The 22,262-nt window shown below is 73.8% G+C and carries 20 protein-coding genes, 1 tRNA gene and 1 riboswitch; of the genes, 10 read left to right on the top strand and 11 right to left on the bottom strand.

Annotated features, from left to right (window positions below; translation table 11 throughout):
• The first annotated feature begins 136 nt into the window (after positions 1 to 136).
• Complete coding sequence (locus DQ239_RS21025; protein ID WP_113835512.1) at positions 137 to 499, top strand: hypothetical protein; 363 nt, start codon at positions 137 to 139, stop codon at positions 497 to 499.
• A 327-nt stretch (positions 500 to 826) separates the two neighbouring features.
• Here DQ239_RS21025 and DQ239_RS16585 read toward each other — a convergent pair whose 3' ends face one another.
• Together DQ239_RS16585 and DQ239_RS16590 are read right to left on the bottom strand one after the other, a co-directional pair.
• Entirely contained in the window at positions 827 to 2,068 is a 1,242-nt protein-coding gene (locus DQ239_RS16585) for an HNH endonuclease signature motif containing protein (protein ID WP_113835513.1), read from the bottom strand.
• A 108-nt stretch (positions 2,069 to 2,176) separates the two neighbouring features.
• Complete coding sequence (locus DQ239_RS16590; protein WP_147252149.1) at positions 2,177 to 2,692, bottom strand: hypothetical protein; 516 nt, start codon at positions 2,690 to 2,692, stop codon at positions 2,177 to 2,179.
• A 239-nt stretch (positions 2,693 to 2,931) separates the two neighbouring features.
• On the opposite strand from DQ239_RS16590, the gene DQ239_RS16595 reads away from it, so the two are divergent.
• Positions 2,932 to 3,576 carry a dihydrofolate reductase family protein gene (locus DQ239_RS16595; RefSeq protein WP_113835515.1) on the top strand — a complete coding sequence of 215 codons (645 nt, stop codon included), beginning with the start codon at positions 2,932 to 2,934 and terminating at the stop codon, positions 3,574 to 3,576.
• 4 nt (positions 3,577 to 3,580) lie between these two features.
• Here DQ239_RS16595 and DQ239_RS16600 read toward each other — a convergent pair whose 3' ends face one another.
• A complete protein-coding gene (locus DQ239_RS16600) occupies positions 3,581 to 4,726 on the bottom strand; it encodes a nitrite/sulfite reductase (protein WP_113835516.1) in 1,146 nt (381 codons plus the stop codon).
• Positions 4,727 to 4,810: 84 nt separating this feature from the next.
• A riboswitch (cobalamin riboswitch) is annotated at positions 4,811 to 4,880 on the top strand.
• A 52-nt stretch (positions 4,881 to 4,932) separates the two neighbouring features.
• On the opposite strand from DQ239_RS16600, the gene cobN reads away from it, so the two are divergent.
• On the top strand, positions 4,933 to 8,550 hold the full coding sequence (cobN, locus tag DQ239_RS16605) for a cobaltochelatase subunit CobN (RefSeq protein ID WP_113835517.1): 3,618 nt from the start codon (positions 4,933 to 4,935) through the stop codon (positions 8,548 to 8,550).
• Between the two features lie 10 nt (positions 8,551 to 8,560).
• On the opposite strand, the gene DQ239_RS16610 is transcribed toward cobN, so the two are convergent.
• Positions 8,561 to 9,727 carry a lactate 2-monooxygenase gene (locus DQ239_RS16610; RefSeq protein ID WP_233489397.1) on the bottom strand — a complete coding sequence of 389 codons (1,167 nt, stop codon included), beginning with the start codon at positions 9,725 to 9,727 and terminating at the stop codon, positions 8,561 to 8,563.
• A 195-nt stretch (positions 9,728 to 9,922) separates the two neighbouring features.
• On the opposite strand from DQ239_RS16610, the gene DQ239_RS16615 reads away from it, so the two are divergent.
• Positions 9,923 to 11,197, top strand: a complete 1,275-nt coding sequence (locus DQ239_RS16615) for a cytochrome P450 (protein ID WP_113835518.1) — start codon at positions 9,923 to 9,925, stop codon at positions 11,195 to 11,197.
• Between the two features lie 19 nt (positions 11,198 to 11,216).
• On the opposite strand, the gene DQ239_RS16620 is transcribed toward DQ239_RS16615, so the two are convergent.
• Positions 11,217 to 12,275 carry an alanine racemase gene (locus DQ239_RS16620; RefSeq protein WP_199583079.1) on the bottom strand — a complete coding sequence of 353 codons (1,059 nt, stop codon included), beginning with the start codon at positions 12,273 to 12,275 and terminating at the stop codon, positions 11,217 to 11,219.
• Between the two features lie 90 nt (positions 12,276 to 12,365).
• On the opposite strand from DQ239_RS16620, the gene DQ239_RS16625 reads away from it, so the two are divergent.
• From DQ239_RS16625 to DQ239_RS16635, 3 genes are read left to right on the top strand one after another with little or no spacing between them, the layout of a single operon-like run.
• Positions 12,366 to 12,983 (top strand): TetR/AcrR family transcriptional regulator, encoded by a 618-nt coding sequence (locus DQ239_RS16625; RefSeq protein ID WP_113835520.1) that lies wholly within the window; start codon positions 12,366 to 12,368, stop codon positions 12,981 to 12,983.
• Positions 12,980 to 13,195: a ferredoxin gene (locus DQ239_RS16630; protein WP_113835521.1), complete on the top strand. Its 216-nt coding sequence runs from the start codon at positions 12,980 to 12,982 to the stop codon at positions 13,193 to 13,195. The genes DQ239_RS16625 and DQ239_RS16630 overlap by 4 nt, the downstream gene beginning before the upstream one ends.
• Entirely contained in the window at positions 13,192 to 14,466 is a 1,275-nt protein-coding gene (locus tag DQ239_RS16635; protein ID WP_113835522.1) for a cytochrome P450, read from the top strand. The genes DQ239_RS16630 and DQ239_RS16635 overlap by 4 nt, the downstream gene beginning before the upstream one ends.
• Positions 14,467 to 14,540: 74 nt before the next feature.
• On the opposite strand, the gene DQ239_RS20155 is transcribed toward DQ239_RS16635, so the two are convergent.
• From DQ239_RS20155 to DQ239_RS16650, 3 genes are all read right to left on the bottom strand, one after another.
• Positions 14,541 to 14,729: a hypothetical protein gene (locus DQ239_RS20155; protein WP_147252150.1), complete on the bottom strand. Its 189-nt coding sequence runs from the start codon at positions 14,727 to 14,729 to the stop codon at positions 14,541 to 14,543.
• A gap of 138 nt (positions 14,730 to 14,867) precedes the next feature.
• Positions 14,868 to 15,338, bottom strand: coding sequence for a hypothetical protein (locus DQ239_RS16645; protein ID WP_113835524.1), 471 nt, complete (start codon positions 15,336 to 15,338; stop codon positions 14,868 to 14,870).
• A gap of 28 nt (positions 15,339 to 15,366) precedes the next feature.
• Entirely contained in the window at positions 15,367 to 15,903 is a 537-nt protein-coding gene (locus DQ239_RS16650; RefSeq protein WP_113835551.1) for a hypothetical protein, read from the bottom strand.
• Positions 15,904 to 16,139: 236 nt separating this feature from the next.
• On the opposite strand from DQ239_RS16650, the gene DQ239_RS16655 reads away from it, so the two are divergent.
• Entirely contained in the window at positions 16,140 to 16,601 is a 462-nt protein-coding gene (locus DQ239_RS16655; RefSeq protein ID WP_113835525.1) for a MarR family transcriptional regulator, read from the top strand.
• A 211-nt stretch (positions 16,602 to 16,812) separates the two neighbouring features.
• On the opposite strand, the gene DQ239_RS16660 is transcribed toward DQ239_RS16655, so the two are convergent.
• Together DQ239_RS16660 and orn are read right to left on the bottom strand one after the other, a co-directional pair.
• Positions 16,813 to 16,885 (bottom strand) — tRNA-His (locus DQ239_RS16660).
• A gap of 92 nt (positions 16,886 to 16,977) precedes the next feature.
• A complete protein-coding gene (gene orn, locus DQ239_RS16665; protein ID WP_113835526.1) occupies positions 16,978 to 17,634 on the bottom strand; it encodes an oligoribonuclease in 657 nt (218 codons plus the stop codon).
• 208 nt (positions 17,635 to 17,842) lie between these two features.
• Between orn and DQ239_RS16670 the strand changes: the two genes are divergently transcribed.
• Positions 17,843 to 19,795, top strand: coding sequence for a hypothetical protein (locus tag DQ239_RS16670; RefSeq protein WP_113835527.1), 1,953 nt, complete (start codon positions 17,843 to 17,845; stop codon positions 19,793 to 19,795).
• Here the strand turns inward: DQ239_RS16670 and DQ239_RS16675 are convergent.
• A complete protein-coding gene (locus tag DQ239_RS16675) occupies positions 19,792 to 20,403 on the bottom strand; it encodes a TetR/AcrR family transcriptional regulator (RefSeq protein ID WP_113835528.1) in 612 nt (203 codons plus the stop codon). The two genes, DQ239_RS16670 and DQ239_RS16675, sit on opposite strands and share 4 nt — an antisense overlap.
• An 88-nt stretch (positions 20,404 to 20,491) precedes the next feature.
• Between DQ239_RS16675 and DQ239_RS16680 the strand changes: the two genes are divergently transcribed.
• Complete coding sequence (locus tag DQ239_RS16680; RefSeq protein ID WP_113835529.1) at positions 20,492 to 22,105, top strand: carboxyl transferase domain-containing protein; 1,614 nt, start codon at positions 20,492 to 20,494, stop codon at positions 22,103 to 22,105.
• The last annotated feature ends 157 nt before the right edge of the window (positions 22,106 to 22,262 follow it).

Here is a 22,262-nt window from a genome sequence, read left to right on the forward strand (position 1 = left end):
GGCGCGGCTGAGCGCCCGTGCGGGGGCGAGGCTACGGCTCGCTCGCGTGTGGACACCCGGGCGCCCCGGGAGGCCAGGGGTGCTCGCCCCGACGACCTCGCTCGGGAAGAGCTCGGCGCCGCCTACGGTGACTGCCGTGCTCGAGGTCGGGTCGCGGCGGCGCAACCAGCCGGCGCCGCCTCATGTGCTCTTCGAGGCGCTGACTGCGCCCGACCGCGATCCGGCCCGGCCGTGGCTCAGGTTGCTCGATGACGAGCGGTGTCCTCGTGTCATCGAGGCGGTGGCGCCCGACCTGGTGGTGTGGTCCTCGCTGTGGAACCGCAGGCCCGAGGCGCAGATCCGCTTCGAGCTGCCCGGTGACCGCAGCGGCTACGGAACCGACCTGCGCTGGGTGCTGCTGGTCGACGAGCCGCAGCCGGACGCCTCGCTGCTGGGCCACCTGCGCCGGCGGATCAACGAGCTCATCAACGCCGACCTGCGCTACTCCCTGGGCCAGTAGCGCGACGATGCGGGAGCGCGCTACCGCCGCACGATGTCCGGCATTCCGTGGGCGCCACCTCCGCTGGACGGGCGGCGCCGGCACACTGCGGTGTCGACCTCGCCACACCTCGTCGGCCGCCGTGGCCGTACGCCGCCACCTCCGCTGGACGGGCGGCGCCGGCACACTGCGGTGTCGACCTCGCCACACCTCGTCGGCCGCCGTGGCCGCACGGGTCGGGTTCCGTTGAGCTCCGCTCCTGCTCATTCGTGCCGGGCGGGTATCCGGGCAGCACGGCGGGCCCCGCGGTGAGGATCACCGGGGGCACGCCGGGCCTGATCGGGCCGGTCAGGCGCTGAGGAGGAACGGTTCGGGGAGGACGATCTCGGTGCCGTCGGGCCGCCAGGTGCGCCATCGGCCGTCGGGTTGTCGTTCGACCCGGAAGCCGTGGTGGACCTTGGTGTGGTGTCGTTCGCACAGCAGTGCGGAGTTCTCCAGGTTGGTCGGCCCGTCGTCCAGGAGCCATTCGGCGACATGGTGGACGTCGCACCAGTGGGTGGGCGCGTCGCAGCCGGCGAACACGCAGGACCGGTCGCGTACCTCGACGGCGCGGCGCAGGTGCGGTGGGACGATTCGCTTGGTGCGGCCGAAGTCCAGGGGCTGGCCTTCGGGGCCCATCACGACGCGGGTGACGTTGCCGTCGCAGGCCAGCCAGCGGGCCCGGGCGGCGGAGATGATCCCGCCGAACCCGGTGCGGCCGGCCCCGGCGCCGGTCGAGGTGTCCATCAGGTCGTCGAGGTCGATCGTCACGACCACGTGCGGCTTGTGCCCGCGCAGCGTGGGCAGGTTCCCTGCCGCCAGGGCGTTGTCGCAGAGCTGCACCAGCGCATCACCCTGCCGCTGGGAGCGGGTGCGCCGGTCACCGGCGGGCCGGTCGGCTTGCACGTGGGACTCGACGGCGGCTTGGAACTTCTCGCCGCCCACGGCGTCGAGGGTGCCGTGGAAGGACACCGTCCCGTCGCCGTTCTTGGTGATGTGCAGCGACCGCTGTTCGGTGGGGTCCGGTTCGGTGCCGTCAGGGTCCAGCCGGGCCAGGTAGTGACCGACGGCCTCGCGCAGGTCGGCGTGGGAGGCGGTGCAGGCGGCCTCGGTCAGCGCGGCGTCGATCTCGCCCATGTCCACGCCCTGGGCGGCGGCGCGGGCCAGGTTCACCTCCGACACCACCGGCGCGATGACACCGACCGCTTCCGCGGTCACCGCACCGGCGGCGGCCGCGGCGGCCAGCACCGGCAGCTGCTCGAGCGTGCGGCCGTTGCGCACCAGCCGGGCCGCCTCGGCCTTGGACAACCGGTGGTGCCCGCGCAGCCAGGAGGCCATCGTGGCCTTGCCGTCGTGCTCGGCGGCCTGGGTCAGCTCACCCTCGCGCACCGTGCGGGCCAGCTCGGCGTCCAGCCGGTTCTTCGCGATCACCAGGGCGCCGGTGCGTTCGATCACCGCCGGCCCGAACGATCCCTTCAGGTCCTGACCGGCCAGCGCCGACAGCGCACCGGCGAGGCACGCCGTCGGAGTCACGCAGCCGGTCGAACACATGTACGAATACTACCGAATCGAGCAGCTGCGCACCACCTGAATCCCCAGGTCAGAAGCCTGTCCACAGATGCGAGGTCGTATCGCGCCGAGTGGGGTTCGTGGTGCAGGTCAGGAGGCGGCGGGGGAGCCGTCGGCGGGCGGTAGCTGCGCCAGGTCGGCCAGCAGGTCGTCGACGTCCCGGGAGAACCTCCGCCGCGCCCACCCGATGAGCAGGCCGATGAGTGCGAACACCGCGGCGGCGCCGAACCCGGTGCCCAGCACCGCGGCGCGTTCTGGCCCGTAGGCGTCGGGCGGGAGCGCCGACAGGCCCAGCGCGAGCATGCCCAGCGTGAGGACCCAGTTCATCACGCTGACGGCCACGTTGATCCGCGACTCCCGCGCGGTGCCGACGAGCAGCACCCCGCCGCTGGGTGCGGGCTGCAGCCGGCCGCGGACCACCGGGTAGCCGTACGGGGCGCGCCCCGGCCCGCCGCTGGCCAACCGGCTCACCTGCACCTGCCCGGCGGCGCCTAGCCGGAACACGAGGTCCCGCCACGGGCCGGTCGTACTGACGATCGGGGTTCGCCGGGCGGCGAGGCGGGCGGTCGCCGCCGCGACGTCGTCCCCGGGGACGGGCGCGGACACGGGCCGGCGCTGGGGCCGCACGGCAGCCTCCTGTCGGTCGAGTGGCAGGGCGCTGCTCGACCGTGGCGGTGGCGAGGGGCCTGGCCAGCAGGTGGACGGGCCCCGGCCGCCCCCACTCGGAGCGATACGAGGATGCGTGGCACGCCTCGGCCACCGCCCACCGGGTGGTGCACGGTTCCGCCGATGAGATCGGCGCGCGGCGGTGGTCTGATCGTCGTCCACCACCGAGGAGGAGTCCCGTGACCCAGCTGCTCAGAGTGCAGAACTTCGGCGTCTCGAGCGACGGCTTCGGCGCCGGCGAGGGCCAGAGCCTGGAGCGACCGTTCGGGCACGCCAACCCCATGGACCTGATGTCCTGGGCCGGAGCCACGGCGAGCTGGCCCAACCGCACCGATCCGGGCGGCAGCCGCGGCCTGGACGACTACTTCACCCGCGACTTCTCGCACAACATCGGCGCCGAGATCATGGGCGCGAACAAGTTCAGCCCGCACCGCGGCCCGTGGCAGAACCACGAGTGGCAGGGGTGGTGGGGCGACGAGCCGCCGTTCCACACGCCGGTGTTCGTCCTGACCCACCACCTGCGCCCGTCGTTCACCCTGGGCGACACCACGTTCCACTTCGTCGACGGGAAGCCGGCCGAGGTGCTCGAGCAGGCGCGGGAGGCCGCGCAGGGCAAGGACGTCCGCCTCGGCGGGGGAGCGACGGTCGTCCGCGAGTTCCTCGACGCCGACCTCGTCGACACGCTGCACGTCGCCGTGGCGCCGGTCGAGCTGGGCCGCGGCACCCGCCTCTGGACCTCGCCCGACGAGCTGCTCGACCGCTTCCACTGCGACGTCGTGCCGAGCCCGAGCGGGGTCACCCACCACCTGTTCTGGCGGAAGTGACCGCTCAGCCGACGCGGTAGCCGCCCCCGGTCGCCACGACGTCCACGACCTCGCCGGCCGGCCGGCCGCAGCGGCGCTCGCAGCCCACCCAGTGCTGCCGGGCGCCGCCGGCCGGCAGCTCGCCCGCCGCCACCGCCCGGACGACGTCGGACCGCACGTCGGCCAGCGACTTGGCGCACCCGGGCCGCCCGGCGCAGGCGGTCACCCGCAGCCACGGGCTGCCGTCGTCGAGCTCCAGCCCGGCGGCGGCCAGCAGCGGCAGCGCTCCGGCATCGGCCAGGTCGGGGACGACGACGCTGCGCCACGGCGTCAGCTGCAGCTCGCCGCTCGAGGTCTCCGCGAGCAGCTCCGCCTGGTCGGCGGTCAGCCGGCCGAGGGGGACGACGGCGCCCAGCGCCGTCCGGCCATCGGTTTGCCGCACCGCCCCGGCCGGTCCGCCCAGCGGTGCCGCAGGAACGGCCCGCGGCGCATCGGTGGCGCCGCCGAGAAGGGCAGCGACGCGAGCCGGCCCGTCGGTCAGGTCGGCGATCCGCCACGCGGTGCCGCCCTGCTCCGCGCGGACGGCGAGGAAGGCGCGGGTCGCCGCCAGCGCCAGCTCGACCGCGCCGTCCGGCCCGGTGCGCAGCCCGCTGTCGACGCCGGCCAGCACCAGCGCCACCGCGGAGTCCAGGGCCAGCAGCCCCACGTCGGCGCCCAGCCCGATCACGTCGGCCCGGCCGTCGTCGAAGGCCGCCAGGAACCGGCCCGGCAGGGCGGCCAGCGCGGGATCGGCGCACAGGCCGGCGTCGAACGCCGGCACCCACGGCCGCACGTCGAGCAGCCCGCCGGCCCGACCGCTCAGCACGCTGGCCAGCACGTTGCGTGCCGTCTCGTGGGTGGCGCTGGGCAGCAGGCCGGTCGCGGCGAGCCGGTCGCCGAGCTCCGCCTCCGACCCCGCCTGCAGGCCGCGCAGCTGCACGTTCCCCCGGCTGGTCAGCTCCAGGGCGCCGTCCCCGAGCTCGCGGGCGGCCGCGGCCAGGTCGCGCAGCTGGATCGAGGTCAGCGCACCCCCGGGCACTCGGACGCGGGCGAGGGCGCCGTCGGCCGCGGCGTGGGTCTGCAGCGCTCCGGGGCAGGCATCGGCGCGCAGCCGGGCGGGGGGAACGGTCATGGCGCCCGCGAGGCTACGTCGCTGCTCCGCCGCGGGGTCCGGGACGGGCGCGGTAGTAGGTTCGCTCCATCACGGCAGTGCAGCGAGGAAGCCGGTGCGATCCCGGCGCGGTCCCGCCACTGTGACCCCGGGCGACCAGGGGAGCCAGACACTCCGGCTGCCGTGCCCGACGACCCGGGGCGCGGACCCCGAGTGAGGAATGCGCCGTGAGCGACCCCGCCTTCGTGCTGCTGTCCACCAGCGACACCGACCTGCTGTCCGCCCGCGCCTCGGGTGCCGGCTGGCGGCTGGGCAACCCGTCGCGGCTGGACGCCGAGGGCCTCGCCGCCGCCGTCGAGGGCAGCCCGCTCGTCGTCGTCCGCATCCTGGGCGTCCGGCGGCAGTACGAGGAGATGCTCGCGCCGCTGCTGGCCGGGCCCGCGCCGGTCGTCGTCCTCGGTGGGGAGCAGGTGCCCGACGCCGAGCTGATGGAGCTGTCGACCGTCCCGATGGGCGTCGCGACCGAGGCGCACGGCTACCTGGCGCAGGGCGGGCCGGACAACCTGGTCCAGCTGCACCGCTTCCTCTCCGACACCGTGCTGCTGACCGGCGAGGGGTTCGAGCCGCCGTCGGTCGCGCCGGACTGGGGCGTCCTCGACCGGGAGAGCACCGGGGACGGCCCGGCCGTCGCCGTCCTCTACTACCGGGCGCACCACCTGGCGGGGAACACCGGCTTCGTCGAGTCGCTGTGCCGCGCCGTGGAGGACGCCGGTGGCCGCGCGCTGCCGGTCTTCACCTCCTCGCTGCGCTCGGTGCACCCCGAACTCCTGGACACCCTGCGCACCGCCGACGCGATGGTCGTGACGGTGCTCGCGGCCGGCGGCGCACGGCCGGCGACCGCGCAGGCCGGTGGGGACGACGGCGCCTGGGACGTCGGCGAGCTCGCCGCGCTCGACGTCCCGGTCATCCAGGGGCTGTGCCTGACCCGGTCGCGCGAGGAGTGGCTGGCCGACGACGACGGGCTCTCCCCGCTCGACGTCGGCAACCAGGTCGCCATCCCGGAGTTCGATGGGCGGCTGATCAGCGTGCCGTTCTCGTTCAAGGAGACCGACGACGACGGGCTGACCTCCTACGTCGCCGACCCGGAACGGGCGGCGCGGGTGGCCGGCACCGCCGTCGCCCACGCTCGGCTGCGGCACACCCCGCCGGCCGAGCGGCGGATCGTGGTGATGCTGTCGGCCTACCCGACCAAGCACGCCCGCATCGGCAACGCCGTCGGCCTGGACACCCCCGCGTCGGTCGTCCGGCTGCTCGCCGCGATGGCCGGGCAGGGCTACGACATCGGCCCCTTCGACGGCCCGGACGCGCTGCCCGGCGTCGCCGACCTCGACGGCGACGCGCTGGTCCACGCGCTGATCGCGGCCGGCGGGCAGGACGAGAACTGGCTGACTGAGGAGCAGCTGTCCGGCAACCCGGTGCGCATCCCCGCCGCCGAGTACCGGAAGCACTTCGACAGCCTCCCGGCCGACCTGCGCGAGGCGATGGTCGAGCACTGGGGCGAGGCGCCCGGCTCGCTGTACGTGGACGGGGACGACATCGTCTTCGCCGCACTTCGGGCCGGCAACCTCGTCGTCATGGTGCAGCCGCCCCGCGGCTTCGGCGAGAACCCGATCGCGATCTACCACGACCCCGACCTGCCGCCCTCGCACCACTACCTGGCCGCCTACTGGTGGCTGCGGTCGGTCTTCGGCGCGCACGCGCTGGTGCACGTCGGCAAACACGGGAACATGGAGTGGCTGCCGGGCAAGACCGTCGGGTTGTCGGCGAGCTGCGGTCCGGACGCCGCGGTCGGCGACCTGCCGCTGGTCTACCCGTTCCTGGTCAACGACCCGGGGGAGGGCAGCCAGGCCAAGCGTCGGGCGCACGCCACCCTGGTCGACCACATGGTGCCGCCGATGGCCCGCGCGGAGACCTACGGCGACATCGCCCGCCTGGAGCAGCTGCTCGACGAGCACGCCAACGTCGCGGCCATGGACCCGGCGAAGCTGCCCGCCGTCCGGGCGCAGATCTGGACGCTGCTGCAGGCGGCCAAGCTCGACGCCGACCTGGGGCTCGACGAGCGCCCCGCGGACGAGCACTTCGACGAGATGATCCTGCACGTCGACGGGTGGCTCTGCGAGATCAAGGACTCCCAGATCCGCGACGGCCTGCACGTGCTGGGCGCCCCGCCGGTCGGGCAGAACCGCATGGACCTGGTGCTCGCCATGCTGCGGGCCCGGCAGATCTGGGGCGGCTCGGTCGCGCTCCCGGGCCTGCGCGAGGCGCTCGGCCTGACCGAGGACGGGACGGCGGGGCTCGCGGAGACCGACCGCGTCGAGGCGCTCGCCGTCGCCCTCGTCGAGGGGATGGAGGCGCGCGGCTGGACCGCCGCCGGCGTGCACGACGTCGTCCGCGCGGTCCTCGGCCGGGACGACGACGGGGTCGCCGCCGTCCTCCGCTTCGCCGCCGACGAGGTCGTGCCCCGGCTGGAGCGCACCACCGACGAGCTGGACGCCACGTTGCACGCCCTCGAGGGCGGCTACGTGCCGGCCGGGCCCTCGGGCTCGCCGCTGCGGGGGCTGATCAACGTGCTGCCGACCGGGCGCAACTTCTACTCCGTGGACCCGCGCGCGGTGCCCTCGCGGCTGGCCTGGGAGACCGGGCAGGCGATGGCCGAGTCACTGGTGGACCGGTACCGCACCGACACGGGGGAGTACCCGCGCTCGGTGGGGCTGTCGGTGTGGGGCACCTCGGCGATGCGCACCTCCGGCGACGACATCGCGGAGGTGCTGGCGCTGCTCGGCGTCCGCCCCGTCTGGGACGAGGCCTCCCGGCGGATCACGGGTCTCGAGCCGATCCCGCTCGACGAGCTGGGCCGGCCGCGGATCGACGTCACGGTGCGGATCAGCGGCTTCTTCCGGGACGCGTTCCCGCACGTGGTCACCATGCTGGACGACGCGGTGACCCTGGCCGCCGGCCTCGACGAGGACCCGGCGCAGAACTTCGTGCGCGCCCACGTGGACGCCGACGTCGCCACGCACGGCGACCGGCGCCGGGCCACCACCCGGGTGTTCGGCTCCAAGCCCGGCGCCTACGGGGCCGGGCTGCTGTCGCTGATCGACAGCCGCAACTGGCGCGGGGACGCCGACCTCGCCGAGGTGTACGCCGTGTGGGGCGGCTACGCGTACGGCCGGGACCTCGACGGCGTCCAGGCCCGCCCGGACATGGAGGCGGCGTACAAGCGGATCGCGGTCGCGGCGAAGAACGTGGACACCCGCGAGCACGACATCGCCGACTCCGACGACTACTTCCAGTACCACGGCGGGATGGTGGCGACCGTCCGCGCGCTGACCGGGCAGGCGCCGGCTGCCTACATCGGCGACTCCACCCGGCCCGAGCAGGTGCGCACCCGGTCGCTCACCGAGGAGACCGCGCGGGTGTTCCGGGCGCGGGTGGTCAACCCGAAGTGGATGGCCGCGATGCGCCGGCACGGCTACAAGGGCGCGTTCGAGATGGCCGCCACCGTGGACTACCTGTTCGGCTACGACGCCACCACCGGCGTCGTCGCCGACTGGATGTACGAGAAGCTCGCGCAGACCTACGTGCTGGACCCGGAGAACCGCGAGTTCATGGAGAGGTCCAACCCGTGGGCGCTGCACGGCATCGCCGAGCGGCTGCTCGAGGCCGTCGACCGGACGATGTGGGCCGAGCCCGATCCGGCGCTGCTCGCCGAGCTGCAGCAGGCCTACCTCGACACCGAGGGCGACCTCGAGGGTGGTGAGTCACCGGCGCAGGTCGGCCGGTGACCCGCCGTCCTCAGCGGACCGGGCGCAGCGCGTCCCGCGTCAGGGAGGCGATCGAGGGATAGCCGTCGACCGCCATGGTCAGGTCGGTCTCGGCGAGCAGGCAGCGGAGCACGTGCTCGATCCCTTCCTGCCCGCCGACCGCGAGGCCATAGGCGTAGGGGCGGCCGACGGCGACGGCGCGGGCCCCCATGGCGAGGGCCTTGACCACGTCCGGGCCGCCGCGGATCCCGCTGTCGAAGATCACCGGCGCGTCGCCCACGGCGTCCACGACGTCGGGGAGGCAGTCGATGGCCGGTATCCCGCCGTTGGCCTGGCGGCCGCCGTGGTTGGAGCAGTAGATGCCGTCCATGCCGGCGTCGACGGCGCGGCGGGCGTCGTCGGGGGAGCAGATGCCCTTGAGCAGGATCGGCAGCGAGGTGAGCGAGCGGAACCAGGCCAGGTCGTCCCAGCTCAGGCTCTGGTTGCCGAAGATCGACGCCCAGTGCCCGACGGCGGCCTGCGGGTCCTCCTCCGGGGACGCGGCCAGCCGGGAGCGGAACACCGGGTCGGAGGTGTAGTTGGCCAGGCACAGGCCGGTGAGCTGCGGGAAGCTCGCGATCGTCAGGTCCCGCGGGCGCCAGCCCAGCGTCAGCGTGTCCAGGGTGATCACGATGGCCTCGTAGCCCGCCGCCTCGGCCCGCCGGACCAGGCTCTCGGTGAGCTCGCGGTCGTTCGGCGGGTAGAGCTGGAACCAGCCGGGGGTGTCGCCCAGGGCGGCGGCGACGTCCTCGAGCGGGTCCTGCATCAGGGTCGAGGCGATCATCGGGACGCCGGTGGCCGCTGCGGCGCGGGCGGTCGTCAGATCGCCGTGCCCCTCCTTCTCGCAGATGCCGATGACGCCGACCGGCGCCAGCATCAGCGGCGTCGGCAGCTGCCGGCCGAACAGCTCGACGCCGAGCTCGCGCTGCGCGGCGCCGGCGAGCATCCGCGGCATGAGGCCCCAGCGCTCGAAGGCGGTGACGTTGATCCGCTGCGTGTGCTCGTTGCCCGCGCCGCCGGCGACGTAGGACCACACCTCCTCGGACATGGCCTGCTCGGCCGCCCGCGCGAGGGCGTCGTAGTGCATGGGCAGCGTCGGCCTCTGCCCGACCAGCCCGTTGAAGTAGATCCCGAACTGCCAGTCGCCGTGGTTGGCCACGCGCACTCCTCGTGTTCTCGTCGGCGGGGGCCGGGCCTGCCGACCGAAGCGGATCCTGGCACGCACCCCGGGCCGCCGGCTCCGCGGGCCCGGCGATCGAGGCGCCCGCCGCCGAAGTCCTTGACGGCGTGAACTGAATCACATTTCAATTGCCCGATCGCGCACGACGCCGGTTCCGCTGCGAGGAGGGCGACGATGACCGTCGACGACAGGTTCACCGAGGACTTCCACCGGCGCGAGCCCGCCGAGGAGGAGCTCGGGACGTGGAGCGAGCCGGTGACCGGTCCGGTGGGGGACTGGGCCACCGACTTCTCGCACATCGACGAGCAGTACGCGAAGCACGCCCCCGAGATCTGGGCGGACCTGCGGCAGCGGTGCCCGATCGCGCACACCGGGCGGTTCGGCGGCGCCTGGCTGCCGACCCGGTACGAGGACGTGCAAGCGATCGCCTACGACACCGACCACTTCAGCTCGCGCGCGATCATCGTGAACAACTACCGGCCCCCGCTGGACCTGGCGCCGGTCGGCGGTGAGCCGCCGATCTCGTCGGATCCGCCGTTCCACCACGACGCGCGCAAGCTGCTGCTCCCGGCGTTCACCAAGGCGAACGTCGCGAAGCAGGCGGTGACGACCGAGGCGTTCTGCCACTCGCTGATCGACGGACTCGCCGGCCGGGACGTCGTGGACGCGGCGACCGAGTACGGCATGCACATCCCCATCCGCGTGGTCGCCGACATGCTGGGCTTCCCCGCCGAGGACGGCCCGCAGTTCAAGGCCTTCGTGGAGAACGCCCTGGAGGGGGTCAACGACCCGATGGAGGAGCGGGAGGAGCGCGGCAACCAGCTGTTCGACTACCTCCTGGCGCAGATCCGCGACCACGTCGACAACCCGCGGGACGACCTCACGACCTACCTGGTCAACGCAGAGCTGTACGGCCAGAAGCTCGAGCCCCAGCACGTCGCCGGCACGATGGCGCTGCTGCTCATCGCCGGCATCGACACCACCTGGAGCGCGATCGGCGCCTCGCTGTGGCACCTGGCCCAGCACCCGGAGGACCGGCGCCGACTCGTGGCCGACCCCTCCCTGCGGACGACGGCGGTCGAGGAGTTCCTCCGCGCCTACGCGCCGGTCACCATGGCCCGGCTGGTCAAGGAGGACATCAGCTTCGGCGGGGTGGAGATGAAGGCCGAGGACTGGGTGCTGCTGCCCTTCCCGGCCGCCAACCGCGACCCCGAGCGGTTCGAGCGGGCCGACGAGGTGGTCATCGACCGCGAGGTGAACCGGCACGCCGCGTTCGGCCTGGGCATCCACCGCTGCGTCGGTTCGCACCTGGCCCGGATGGAGCTGCGCGTGGCGCTGGACGTCTGGCTGGACCGCATCCCGGAGTTCTCGCTGGCCGACCCGGACGCCGTGCGGTGGTCGACCGGTCAGATCCGCGGTCCGCGGGCGCTGCCGCTGCGCATCGGCTGAGGGGCCGCGCCGCCGGCGGTCACCAGCCCCGCATGTCGACCGGCCAGCTGTCGACGACGTCGTCGCCGTCGACCACCCACATGCGCTCGTGCAGCGCGCAGGTCGGGTCGACGTGCGCCGGCACCAGCCGCACCCGGTCGCCGACGGCGGGCAGCGCGGCGCCGTCCTTCGCCGAGAAGACCGTGTGCTCGTCGGAGCAGTACCAGACGGCCGCGCCCGGCAGGGTCGGGTTGCCGTGGTCCATGCCGAACGCCTTGAGGCCGGCGTCGGCGACGGCGTAGCCCTGGCTGCGGTTCACCGAGACCACGGTCGCGAGCACGGTGAGCGCCTGCCCGAAGGGGACGTCGTCCTGCGCGGCGTACGCGGAGTCCATGAGCGCGTAGGAGCCGGCCTGCAGCTCGGTGACGACCGTGTTGGCCCGCCAGGTCCCGGTGCCGCCGCCGGAGACGACGTCGCCGCCGACGTCCGCGTGCGCCTTCTGCAGCAGGGCCATGGCGCCGGCCGTCCGCTCGGCCCGCTCCACCGGGTCGGCGACCATCATCAGGTGGCCCTCGTAGCCCATGACGCCGCGGACCTCGAGGCCCGCGGCCCGCGCTGCGTCGGCCAGCCGGCCGGCGTCGGCCGGGTCGCAGCCGCACCGCGGCAGCCCGACGTTCACGTCGACGAGCACCTCGCGGACGCCGCCGGCCACGGCCGCCGCGAGCACTGCGTCGGAGTCGACGGCGACGGTCACCCGGGCGCCGGACTCCACGACCGCTCCCAGCCGGCGCATGTCGAGGACCTCGTTGGCCAGCAGCAGGTCCTCGCCCAGCCCGGCTGCCGCCATGACCTCGACCTCGCGGACGGTGGCGCAGGTGAAGCCCCGGTGCCCCCGGTCGGCCTGCAGCCGGGCCAGGCCGCTCGTCTTGTGCGCCTTGACGTGCGGGCGCAGCCGGCGCCCCGGCCAGGCCCGGGCCATGGTCGCGAGGTTGCGCTCGAGCACCTCCCGGTCGACGACGAGCGCGGGGGTGGGGAGCTCGTCGATCCGCATCACGACGTCGCGGGCGGCGTGATCAGGGCCATGGCCGGAGTCTGGCACGGGAACGGCGCACCGCCCAGGTGCCCGCGGGACCGGCGCGACGCGCTCGAAGGCCTTGACGGAGTGAACTGAATCACATTTCATTTCGCCATGGGGCGCACGGTCGGAGCCACCGCCGAGGGGACGCGTCGGCGCCTGCTGCGCGCCGCGGCCGACGTCTTCGCCGCGCGAGGTTACGACGGCACCCGGGTCGCCGACATCGCGAAGGCCGCCGGGCTGAGCAACAGCGCGTTGTACTGCTACTTCACCTCCCGGGCCGAGCTGCTGATCGGCGCCCTGCGGGCACACGGCCGGCGCCCCCTCGAGGAGCTGGTGGCGCGGTTCCCGACCCGCTCGGTGGCCGACCTGCTGCTGCAGACCGGCGCGGCGCTGCGGCGTCAGCAGGGGCCGGAGAGCTTCCTGGCCGTCGAGGCGCTGATCGCCGCCCGGCACCACGGCGACGTGGTCCCGGCGCTGCACGACTACCTCGGGGAGCGCGCCGGCTGGCTGGCGGACCTGGTCCGGGAGGGCCAGCGGAGCGGGGAGCTCGACCCCGCGCTGTCGCCGCAGGCGGTCGCGCACTTCTGCCTGGCGCTGGCCGCCGGGACGACGCTCATCAGCCCCGACCTGCACGACGTCGACGACCAGGACTGGATCGACCTGCTCATCCGGGTCATCGCCAGCCTCGAACCTGCCCGTGCCCCTCGAGAGATCGGAACGCACGCATGAGAGTGAGCATCGACACCACGAAGTGCCAGGGCCACGGCCGCTGCTACGACCTCGCCCCGGACCTGTTCGGCGAGGACGAGGAGGGCTACGCGACCCTGACCGACCTCACCGCCGACCGCGACGTCCCCGAGGACCGCGAGGGCGACGCCCGGCTGGCCGCGGCCAACTGTCCCGAGTCCGCCGTCCTGGTGCACGAGGAGGCCCACGCATGACCGTCGACGAGAGGTTCACCGAGGAGGCCCGGCAGGAGCGCATCGCGCGGGCCCAGCTCGGCACCTACAACGAGATCGTCAGCGGGCCGGTCACCGACTGGACCACCGACTTCTCGCACCTGGAACCCGAGTACGCCGAGAACGCGATCGAGGTGTGGGACGACCTGCGGGAGCGGTGCCCGGTGGCGCACACCAAGCGGTTCGGTGGCGCGTGGCTGCCCACGCGGTACGAGGACGTCGCCGCGATCGCCTACGACACCGAGCACTTCACGTCCCGGGCGATCATCGTGAGCAACGTCCGGCCGCCGCTGGACGTGGCCCCGGTGGGCCTGGCCCCGCCGATCTCGTCGGACCCGCCGTTCCACCACGACGCCCGCAAGCTCCTGCTGCCGGCCTTCACCAAGACCAACGTCGCCAAGCAGGCGGTGACCACCGAGGCGTTCTGCCACTCGCTGATCGACGCCTTCGAGGGCCGGGACGTCGTGGACGCCGCGACCGACTACGGGATGTACATCCCGATGCGGGTGATCGCCGACATGCTCGGCTTCCCGCAGGAGGACACCGAGAAGTTCGCGCACTTCGTCGAGAACGCGCTCGAGGGGGCCAACGGTCCGGTCGAGGAGCGCCAGGCCCGGGGGATGGCGCTCTCGGACTACCTGTTCGAGCAGGTGAAGGACCACCTGGACAACCCGCGCGACGACCTGACGACCTACTTGCTCAACGCCGAGCTGTACGGGCAGAAGCTGACCCCGCAGCACGTCGTCGGCACCATGACGCTGCTGCTGATCGCCGGCATCGACACCACCTGGAGCGCGATCGGCTCGTCGCTGTGGCACCTGGCGCAGCACCCCGAGGACCGGGAGCGCCTGGTCGAGGACCGCTCGCTGCGGCCCCGGGCGGTCGAGGAGTTCCTCCGCGCCTACGCCCCGGTCACCATGGCGCGGCTGGTCAAGGAGGACGTCGAGCTCGGCGGGGTCCGGATGAAGAAGGAGGACTGGGTCCTGCTGCCCTTCCCGGCGGCCAACCGCGACCCCGAGCGTTTCGAGCGGGCCGGCGAGGTCGTCATCGACCGCGAGGTCAACCGGCACGCCGCGTTCGGGCTGGGCATCCACCGCTGCGTCGGCTCGCACCTGGCGCGCATGGAGCTGACCGTGGCGCTGGACGTGTGGCTGGACCGCATCCCGGAGTTCAGCCTCGCGGACCCCGACGCCGTGCGGTGGTCGGCCGGCCAGATCCGCGGCCCGCGGGCGCTGCCGATGCGCATCGGCTGAGGCAGGGTTTCGCCGGCGACGACGTGACGCTCGCTGCCCGGCACGGTGTCGTGCGTGCGGCAGCGTCTCCGGAGCTATTCGCGGACGATCCACACCGCAGCCGGCCCCTGCGGGGTGTCACGGACCTGCGGGGGGTCGAGGGGCTCGTAGACGCCGATCCACTTCGGGCCGTCGTAGACCAGCAGCGCCGAGACGATCTGCTCATCCGGCACGTGGTCGACATGTCCATGGCGGGGACCGCCCCAGTGGTAGATCAATGGCACGGGGACGACGGTAGCCGATCCGTTTACGTCGTAAGCGCTCGAGCCGCTGAAATCTGCGGTCGGAACCACCGGCAGGCCGCCCAACAGGGGCACCGGCTTCGGACGTGCGGCGGCAGGACGGCGCGGGCGTGCTCCTGGTCAGTTGTACGTCTGCGTCCACGGGGATGCCGGGCCTCGCCAGTTGCCGTAGACCGGGGTCACGGAGTACCTGACGTTGCCGAGGGCGACCGTGGAGTCGTCGGTGCAGCTCTGGTTCGTCGTCATGGTGTTGGCGGGGACGTAGCGGCCGCCGGTGCCCATGCCGGCGCAGCTGCCACCGGAGATCAGGGCCGAGCCGAGGGTGCTGGAGCTGCGGCTGATGACGTAGCCGGTGGCGGGCCGTCCGGTCTGCAGCCAGGTGGTCGGCCAGGTGATCGTGTAGGCCCGCCCCACCGCGCCGAGGCTCATACCCGTCACGGAGGTCGGTGTCGTCCCGGTCGGCATGGCCATGGCCTTCTGCACGGCCAGCCCGATGCCGGTCGACGCCCAGGCCGCCTCCGCCGAGGGCGGAGCGCCGAGCACCAGCACGGCGGAGGCGGCGAGCAGCAGGCTCGCGAGACGGGCCGGCACGGGACGGTCCTCTCGGTCGGCGCGGCGATCAGGCCGACGCGGCGGTGAGGGTCAGGGTCAGGCCGATCGAGGCGCCCTGGCAGCCGTCCTCGGCCGAGGAGATCATCTCGATCGCCCCGGGGATCTCGACGGCCGCGGGAGCAGCGTTCGCCGCGAGGGCGATCGGCGAGGTCAGGGTCATCGGGCCGGCGGTCGAGGCCACGACGCTCCCGGGGGCGCAGGTCTTGCCCAGAGCGGGGGTGATGGTGATCGCGCCCACGGTCGCCTGGGTGATCCGCACCGGGTAGGCGTTCGGGTTGGACACGGTGGTGTGCACGGCGCCGACGGTGCCGCTGCCGTAGCCCCCGGCGGGCTTGGGGTACAGCGTCCCCACCGGGGTGCCGGGGCCGACGACGAGGCTGTCGGCGGTGGTGGCCTTCGCGGTGGCGGCGCCGGTGCCGCTGGTCGACCACGCGGCCCAGGCGACGCCGCCGCCGACGAGCAGGAGGCTGGTGGAGAAGATCACGAGCGCGCGCCGGCGGTTGCGGCGGGCGGGCGTGGCGTGGGTGTGGGTGCAGGCGCACATGGTGGTCTCCATTCCTCGGTCGGCCACCATCCGTGGCGGCCTCGTGTCGAACCGGTGCGGTTCCTTGTGTGCAAGACATCGGCGCGCAAGGAAGTTGCTTGACGGAGGTCACATCGCGCCCTCACCCGTCGGAGGGAGATCCCCCTCCAGGCTCGTGTGGCCCACCCGTCCCAGGGGCACCGCCGTACGTCGCGCTCCTGGCGGGGCGCATGACCTCCATGGCTTTCACTGGTCCCATGGACACCGTCCCGCAGCCGAGCACGCTCCTCGACGACCAGATCTGCTTCGCGCTGTACTCCGCATCGAGAGCCGTCACCGCCCGCTACCGGCCGATGCTCGACGACCTGGGGATCACGTATCCGCAGTGGTTGGCGCTCATGGCGCTGTGGGAGACCGACGGATTGACCGTGAACCGCCTGGGCGCACGGCTGGGTCTGGACTCGGGCACGATGTCGCCGCTGGTGAAGCGGCTCGAGGCGCTCGACCTCATCACCCGGCACCGCTCCACCGAGGACGAGCGGCAGGTCATCGTCCGGCTCACCGACGCCGGCCGGGCCCTCGAGAACCCCTCGTGCGCGCTCTCGCAGATGATGATCGACGAGCTCGGCATGACCGTCGCCGAGTTCGCCCAGCTGAAGACCGTCCTGGAGAACATCGCCGAGCGCATGGGGCGCCCGATGTCCACGAGCGCCGCCTGACATCCGACTCGTGTCCTCGCCGGAACCGCGGCCGCCGATCGGGAAGCCCGCCACCCGTGCGCTCGAGGGCGTCGGGATCACGTCGCTGCGGCAGCTCGACGGCTGCTCCCGTCACGAGCTGGTCGACTGAGCGCCCTGGACGGACGCCGACACCCGAGAGCCGCCGGCATGCGAAGGCCCTGGTCAGTCACCTGACCAGGGCCTCCGCCGGGGTGAGTGACGGGGCTCGAACCCGCGACACCCAGGATCACAACCTGGTGCTCTACCAGCTGAGCTACACCCACCATGTCCGTCCCCGCGCGCGGGCGGGGGAGGAACCGGGGCAACGATACCGGAGCCGCACGCCCGCCCGACGAGGCCCGGGGAGCGGCGTGCCTCACGCTCCGGTGGCGGGCTTCCCGTCGTCGTCACCGAGCAGTGCCGCGAACCCGCCGACGACCTCCTCGGCCGCCTTCTTGGCCTCCGAGCTGCTGGGGCCCGGCTGCCCGACGAACACCGTGCGCCGGTAGTAGGCCAGCTCGCGGACCGACTCGATGATGTCGGCCAGCGCCCGGTGCGCCAGGCCCTTGGCCGGCTGCCCGAAGTAGACGCGGGGGAACCACCGGCGGGCGAGCTCCTTGACCGAGGAGACGTCGATCATCCGGTAGTGCAGGTGGTCGTCGAGCTCGGGCATGTCGCGGGCGAGGAAGCCGCGGTCGGTGCCGATCGAGTTGCCGCACAGCGGCGCCGTCCGGCGCTCGGGCACCCAGCGCTTGATGTAGGCCAGCACCTGCTGCTCGGCCTCGGCCACGGTGAGGGTGGAGGCGCGGACCTCCTCGGTGAGCCCCGACTTGCGGTGCATCTCCTGGACGACCTCGTTCATGCCGTCGAGATCGGCGTCGTCGGCGCCGATGATCAGGTCCAGACCGGGGTCCAGGACGTTGAGCTCGGAGTCGGTCACGACCACCGCGACCTCGATGAGCTTGTCCTTGACGAGGTCCAGTCCGGTCATCTCGCAGTCGATCCAGACCAGGTGCCCTGCGCTGTCAGCCACGGCGCCCGACAGTACGCACCGCCACCGACGTCGTCCCGTCGGTGGCGGGCGTGCCGCGCCGTCCGGGGCTGGTGATTCGCAGGACGCCCGGCGCGGTCCCCGGGACGCCTCGGCCACGTGACGTAGCGTCGGGACCGATCGTCGGGGGTCGATCGACCACCGGCCGCGACCGGTGCCCGAGACCGCCACCACTCCCCGGAGGACGAACGTGCTGCCCCTCACCCCGCTGCCGCCGCAGACGGACGGGGAGCGTGCCTTCTTCTCCGAGCTGGTGCGCTGGGACACCGGCAACGCCATCCGGGGTGCGGTCGTCGCGGGGATCCCGTTCTCCGACGGCCCCCTGCAGCGCCGGCTCTCCGACGCGATCCTCTTCGTGCCCGAAGGCATCGCCGTGGTGCGGGTGGCCGAGGTCGAGCGGCAGTCCGGCGTCCTCAACGCCTCGCCGGAAGGGCCCTGGACGATCGGCCCGGCCGGCACCGGCGGAGCGGTCCTGCAGCTTGCCGGCGGCGGGTCCACACCGCTGGACGGGCTCATGCGCGCCGGGATGGAGACGGCCATGCGGCTGCGCCGGGCCGGCCTCGAGCCGGGCCGGATCGCCCGCCTCACGGTCGTGGTCGGGCAGATCGACGGCCTGCTGCCCGCCGACGGCGACCTCGGCGAGGGCGACCAGGTCGCCCTGCTCGAGACCCGTTCCCTGCTGCTCGGGATCGCGCGGGCAAGCCGGTACGCCGGCGTGGACAACCCGCGGCTGTGGACGACGGCCGACGTGCGTGCCGCCCTCGAGGCGTTGGGGCTGCAGGGGCGCGGTCCCACGGTCGAGGAGCTCAACGGCGAGGGCTTCCCGTACTCGCCGTACGTCCTGCGCCGGTCGCAGCTGCTGACGCCGGCGGCGATGGCCGCGCCCGCTGCCGCCGCGCCGACCGTCCCGCCTGCCGCGCCGCCCGCCCCGCCTGCCGCGCCGCCAGCCCCACCTGTCGCGCCGCCCGCCCCACCGGAGCAGGTGCCACCGGTGCCCGCGGCGCAGGAATCCCCGGCTGCGCCGCCCGTGCCCACCCGGGAGTCCATCGACCAGGCCGTCGCCGCCTCGGTCGCGGCCGCGCACGCCGCCGCGGCTGCGGCTCAGGCGCCGGCCGCTCCGGCGGAGCCCGCTGCTGCCGAGCGGCCGGCGGGGGACACCGTCGCCATCGACGGACCGTCGGTCGCCGCGGCCGCGGCCGCCGCGGACACCGCTGCCCCGGCTGCTCCGGCAGCCCCGGCTCCCGCGGCCCCGGCTCCAGCAGCTCCGGCTCCCGCGACCCCGCCGACCGCGCCGGTGACCGCCCGGGACACCGTGACGGTGGACGGGCCCCCCGCGCCGCCTCCGGGCGATCCCGGCATCGGCGGGCTCTTCGCCGGTGGGGAGCCGGACGCCGCCCCCGAGCCGCCGCGCACCGCGACCCTGCCCGCTCAGCAGCCCGCCCCCGCCGTGCCGGCGGCCGCCGACCCGGCCCAGCAGCACTTCTGGGACCGCACCGCCGAGGACGACGACCCGGGCCCGGAGCGCCCGGGGCGCACCCGACGTGTCCTGCTGGCGCTCGCCGCCGTCCTGGTCCTCGCGCTGGTCGGCGTGGGCCTGGCCGTGGTGCTGGCCGACCGGGGTGCCGACGGCGGGACGGCCGCCCCGGCGCCGCCGTCGGAGACCGAGCCCAGCGGCCCCGCGGTGGGCAGCGTGCAGCAGGTCGCCGGCGTGACGTACACCGTCCGCGCCGCCGAGGTGGACGACACCTGCGTGGGCAACGCCTACGGCGACACGGCGGCCTTCTTCGAGACCGCGGACTGCACGGGGCTGTCCCGGGCGCTCTACTCGGGGCAGGTCGGCGGCCGCGAGGTGGTCGTCTCGGTCTCGAGGGTGCGGATGCCCGACACCGTGGCCGCCCGCGAGCTGCGGAGCCTGGCCGACACCAGCGGCAGTGGCAACGTCAACGACCTGCTGAGGGAGGGGATCACCTACCCCGGCGGCCCGGAGGAGCTGACCGACGCCGAGTACGCCAGCGCGGTCTCGGGTCCCACGGTCACCATCGTGGAGAGCGACTGGGCCGACCCGTCGGCCGGCGGCACCGACGCCGAGGTGGACCAGGTGGCCACCGACGGGCTCTCGCTGACCACTCCCGCCTTCGACTAGCGGACGGCGCCGGCCGCGGCCACGGCCATCGTCGTGAGCAGCTCGGCCATCGCCGGGCGGTCCAGCCGGCCGGCGCTGTGCGGGGTGGAGTTGATCAGACCGAAGACGGCGTGCGCCCGCGCCCGGCAGGCGGCGGCTTCGGCCGTGGGGTGCACCCGGGCCAGCACCGCGACCCACACCTCCACGTAGCGGCGCTGCAACCGGCGCACCTGCGCGGCGTCGTCGTCGGCCAGCGAGCCGAGGTCCCGGTCGTGGACGGTGATCAGGGCGGGGTTGTCCAGGGCGAAGTCGACCTGGAACTCGACCAGCGCTCGCAGCTGCGCGAACGGGTCCGCGCCGGCCGCGGCGACCCGCTCCGTGCCGCCGACCAGTAGCCGCTCGCTGATCCGCAGCAGCATCTCGGCGAGCATCGCGTCCTTGCCGACGAAGTGTCGGTAGATCGCCGGGCCGGTCACGCCGACGGCCGCCCCGACGTCGTCCACGCCCACGGCGCGCGAACCGCGCTCGGCGAACAGCTGGGCCGCGGCCTGCAGGATCTGCTCGCGCCGCGAGGGCCGGTCGGCGTCGGCGTGCAGTGCGGTGTCCCGCTCCGAGCCGGTCGTCGTCACGCCGGGGATCGTACCGGCGGTGAACTCGGGTTCACCGACTCGCGCGCAGCTCTGGCCCTCCCGAGTGAACGCTGGTTAACCTGCACCCGTGGACGCCCCGGTGCTCGCCCGAACGACGCCGGCCGATGCCGGCACCGCCGCCCGCAACGCCGCGGCGCACGCCGCGCTGGCCGCCGACCTCGCCGACCAGCTGGGCCGGGTGGCCCAGGGCGGCGGTGAGCGGGCGCGGCAGCGGCACGTCGAGCGCGGCAAGCTGCTGCCCCGGGAGCGGGTCGACGCGCTGCTCGACCCGGGCAGTCCGTTCCTGGAGCTCTCGCCGCTGGCCGCGCACGGGTTGTACGGCGGGGACGCCCCGGCCGCCGGGATCATCACCGGCATCGGCCGGATCGCCGGCCGCGAGTGCGTGGTGGTGGCCAACGACGCCACCGTCAAGGGTGGCACCTACTACCCGATGACGGTGAAGAAGCACCTGCGCGCCCAGGAGGTGGCGCTGCACAACCGGCTGCCCTGCATCTACCTGGTCGACTCGGGTGGCGCGTTCCTGCCGATGCAGGACGACGTCTTCCCCGACCGCGAGCACTTCGGCCGGATCTTCTACAACCAGGCCACGATGTCCAAGGCGGGCATCCCGCAGATCGCCGCCGTCCTCGGGTCGTGCACCGCCGGTGGCGCCTACGTGCCGGCCATGAGCGACGAGGCGGTCATCGTCCGCGGCCAGGGCACGATCTTCCTGGGCGGCCCGCCGCTGGTGAAGGCCGCGACCGGCGAGGTGGTCACCGCCGAGGACCTGGGCGGGGGAGACCTGCACAGCCGGGTCAGCGGGGTCACCGACCACCTGGCCGACGACGACGCGCACGCGTTGCAGATCGTCCGCCAGATCGTGGGCACCCTCGGCCCGCGCGAGCCCCGCCCCTGGGACGTCGCGCCGGTGGAGGAGCCGGTGCACCCGCCCGAGTCGGTGGTCGAGGTCGTGCCGCCGGACCCGCGCACGCCCTACGACGTCCGCGACGTGATCGCCCGGCTCGTCGACGGCAGCCGGTTCGCCGAGTTCAAGCCGCTGTACGGGTCCACGCTGGTCACCGGCTTCGCCCGCCTGCACGGCCACCCGGTCGGCATCGTCGCGAACAACGGCGTCCTTTTCAGCGAGTCGGCGCTCAAGGGCGCGCACTTCATCGAGCTGTGCGACCGGCGGAAGATCCCGCTGCTCTTCCTGCAGAACATCTCCGGGTTCATGGTCGGCCGGGACTACGAGGCCGGGGGCATCACCAAGCACGGCGCCAAGATGGTGACCGCGGTGGCGTGCGCCCGGGTACCGAAGCTGACCGTGGTCATCGGCGGCTCGTTCGGCGCCGGCAACTACTCGATGTGCGGCCGGGCGTACTCGCCCCGCTTCCTCTTCACGTGGCCCAACTCGCGCATCTCGGTGATGGGCGGCGAGCAGGCGGCCTCGGTGCTCGCGCAGGTGCGCCGCGACGGGCTGGAGGCCCGCGGCGAGGAGTGGCCGGCCGAGGACGAGGAGGCGTTCAAGGCGCCGATCCGCGAGCAGTACGAGCAGCAGGGGCACCCGTACTACGCGACCGCCCGCCTCTGGGACGACGGCGTGATCGACCCGACGCAGACCCGCACCGTGCTCGGCCTGGCCCTGTCCGCCTGCGCCAACGCGCCCCTCGAGGAGGTCGGCTATGGCGTCTTCCGCATGTGACCCTCTCCCGCTTTTCCGCGGAAAAGCAGACCTCGGGTTCAAGGGGTCGATGCAACACCCCAGCAGATCGGGGTGGTGTCGATGGGGCGTCCGCGGATGCCGAGGGAGATCGAGCGCAGGTTCTGGCGGTTGATCGCCCAGGGTTGGTCGACCGAGC

This window comes from Blastococcus sp. TF02-09 (assembly GCF_003319105.1).
Classification (GTDB): Bacteria; Actinomycetota; Actinomycetes; order Mycobacteriales; family Geodermatophilaceae; genus Blastococcus.

What these genes read in the sequence shown, in the direction of transcription:
- DQ239_RS16600 (WP_113835516.1), bottom strand. Translation starts at nt 4,726, where the DNA reads ATGACCGTTCCCCCCGCCCGGCTGCGCGCCGATGCCTGCCCCGGAGCG.
- DQ239_RS16635 (WP_113835522.1), top strand. Translation starts at nt 13,192, where the DNA reads ATGACCGTCGACGAGAGGTTCACCGAGGAGGCCCGGCAGGAGCGCATC.
- DQ239_RS16630 (WP_113835521.1), top strand. Translation starts at nt 12,980, where the DNA reads ATGAGAGTGAGCATCGACACCACGAAGTGCCAGGGCCACGGCCGCTGC.
- DQ239_RS16655 (WP_113835525.1), top strand. Translation starts at nt 16,140, where the DNA reads ATGGACACCGTCCCGCAGCCGAGCACGCTCCTCGACGACCAGATCTGC.
- DQ239_RS16650 (WP_113835551.1), bottom strand. Translation starts at nt 15,903, where the DNA reads ATGTGCGCCTGCACCCACACCCACGCCACGCCCGCCCGCCGCAACCGC.
- DQ239_RS16625 (WP_113835520.1), top strand. Translation starts at nt 12,366, where the DNA reads ATGGGGCGCACGGTCGGAGCCACCGCCGAGGGGACGCGTCGGCGCCTG.
- DQ239_RS16615 (WP_113835518.1), top strand. Translation starts at nt 9,923, where the DNA reads ATGACCGTCGACGACAGGTTCACCGAGGACTTCCACCGGCGCGAGCCC.
- DQ239_RS16585 (WP_113835513.1), bottom strand. Translation starts at nt 2,068, where the DNA reads ATGTGTTCGACCGGCTGCGTGACTCCGACGGCGTGCCTCGCCGGTGCG.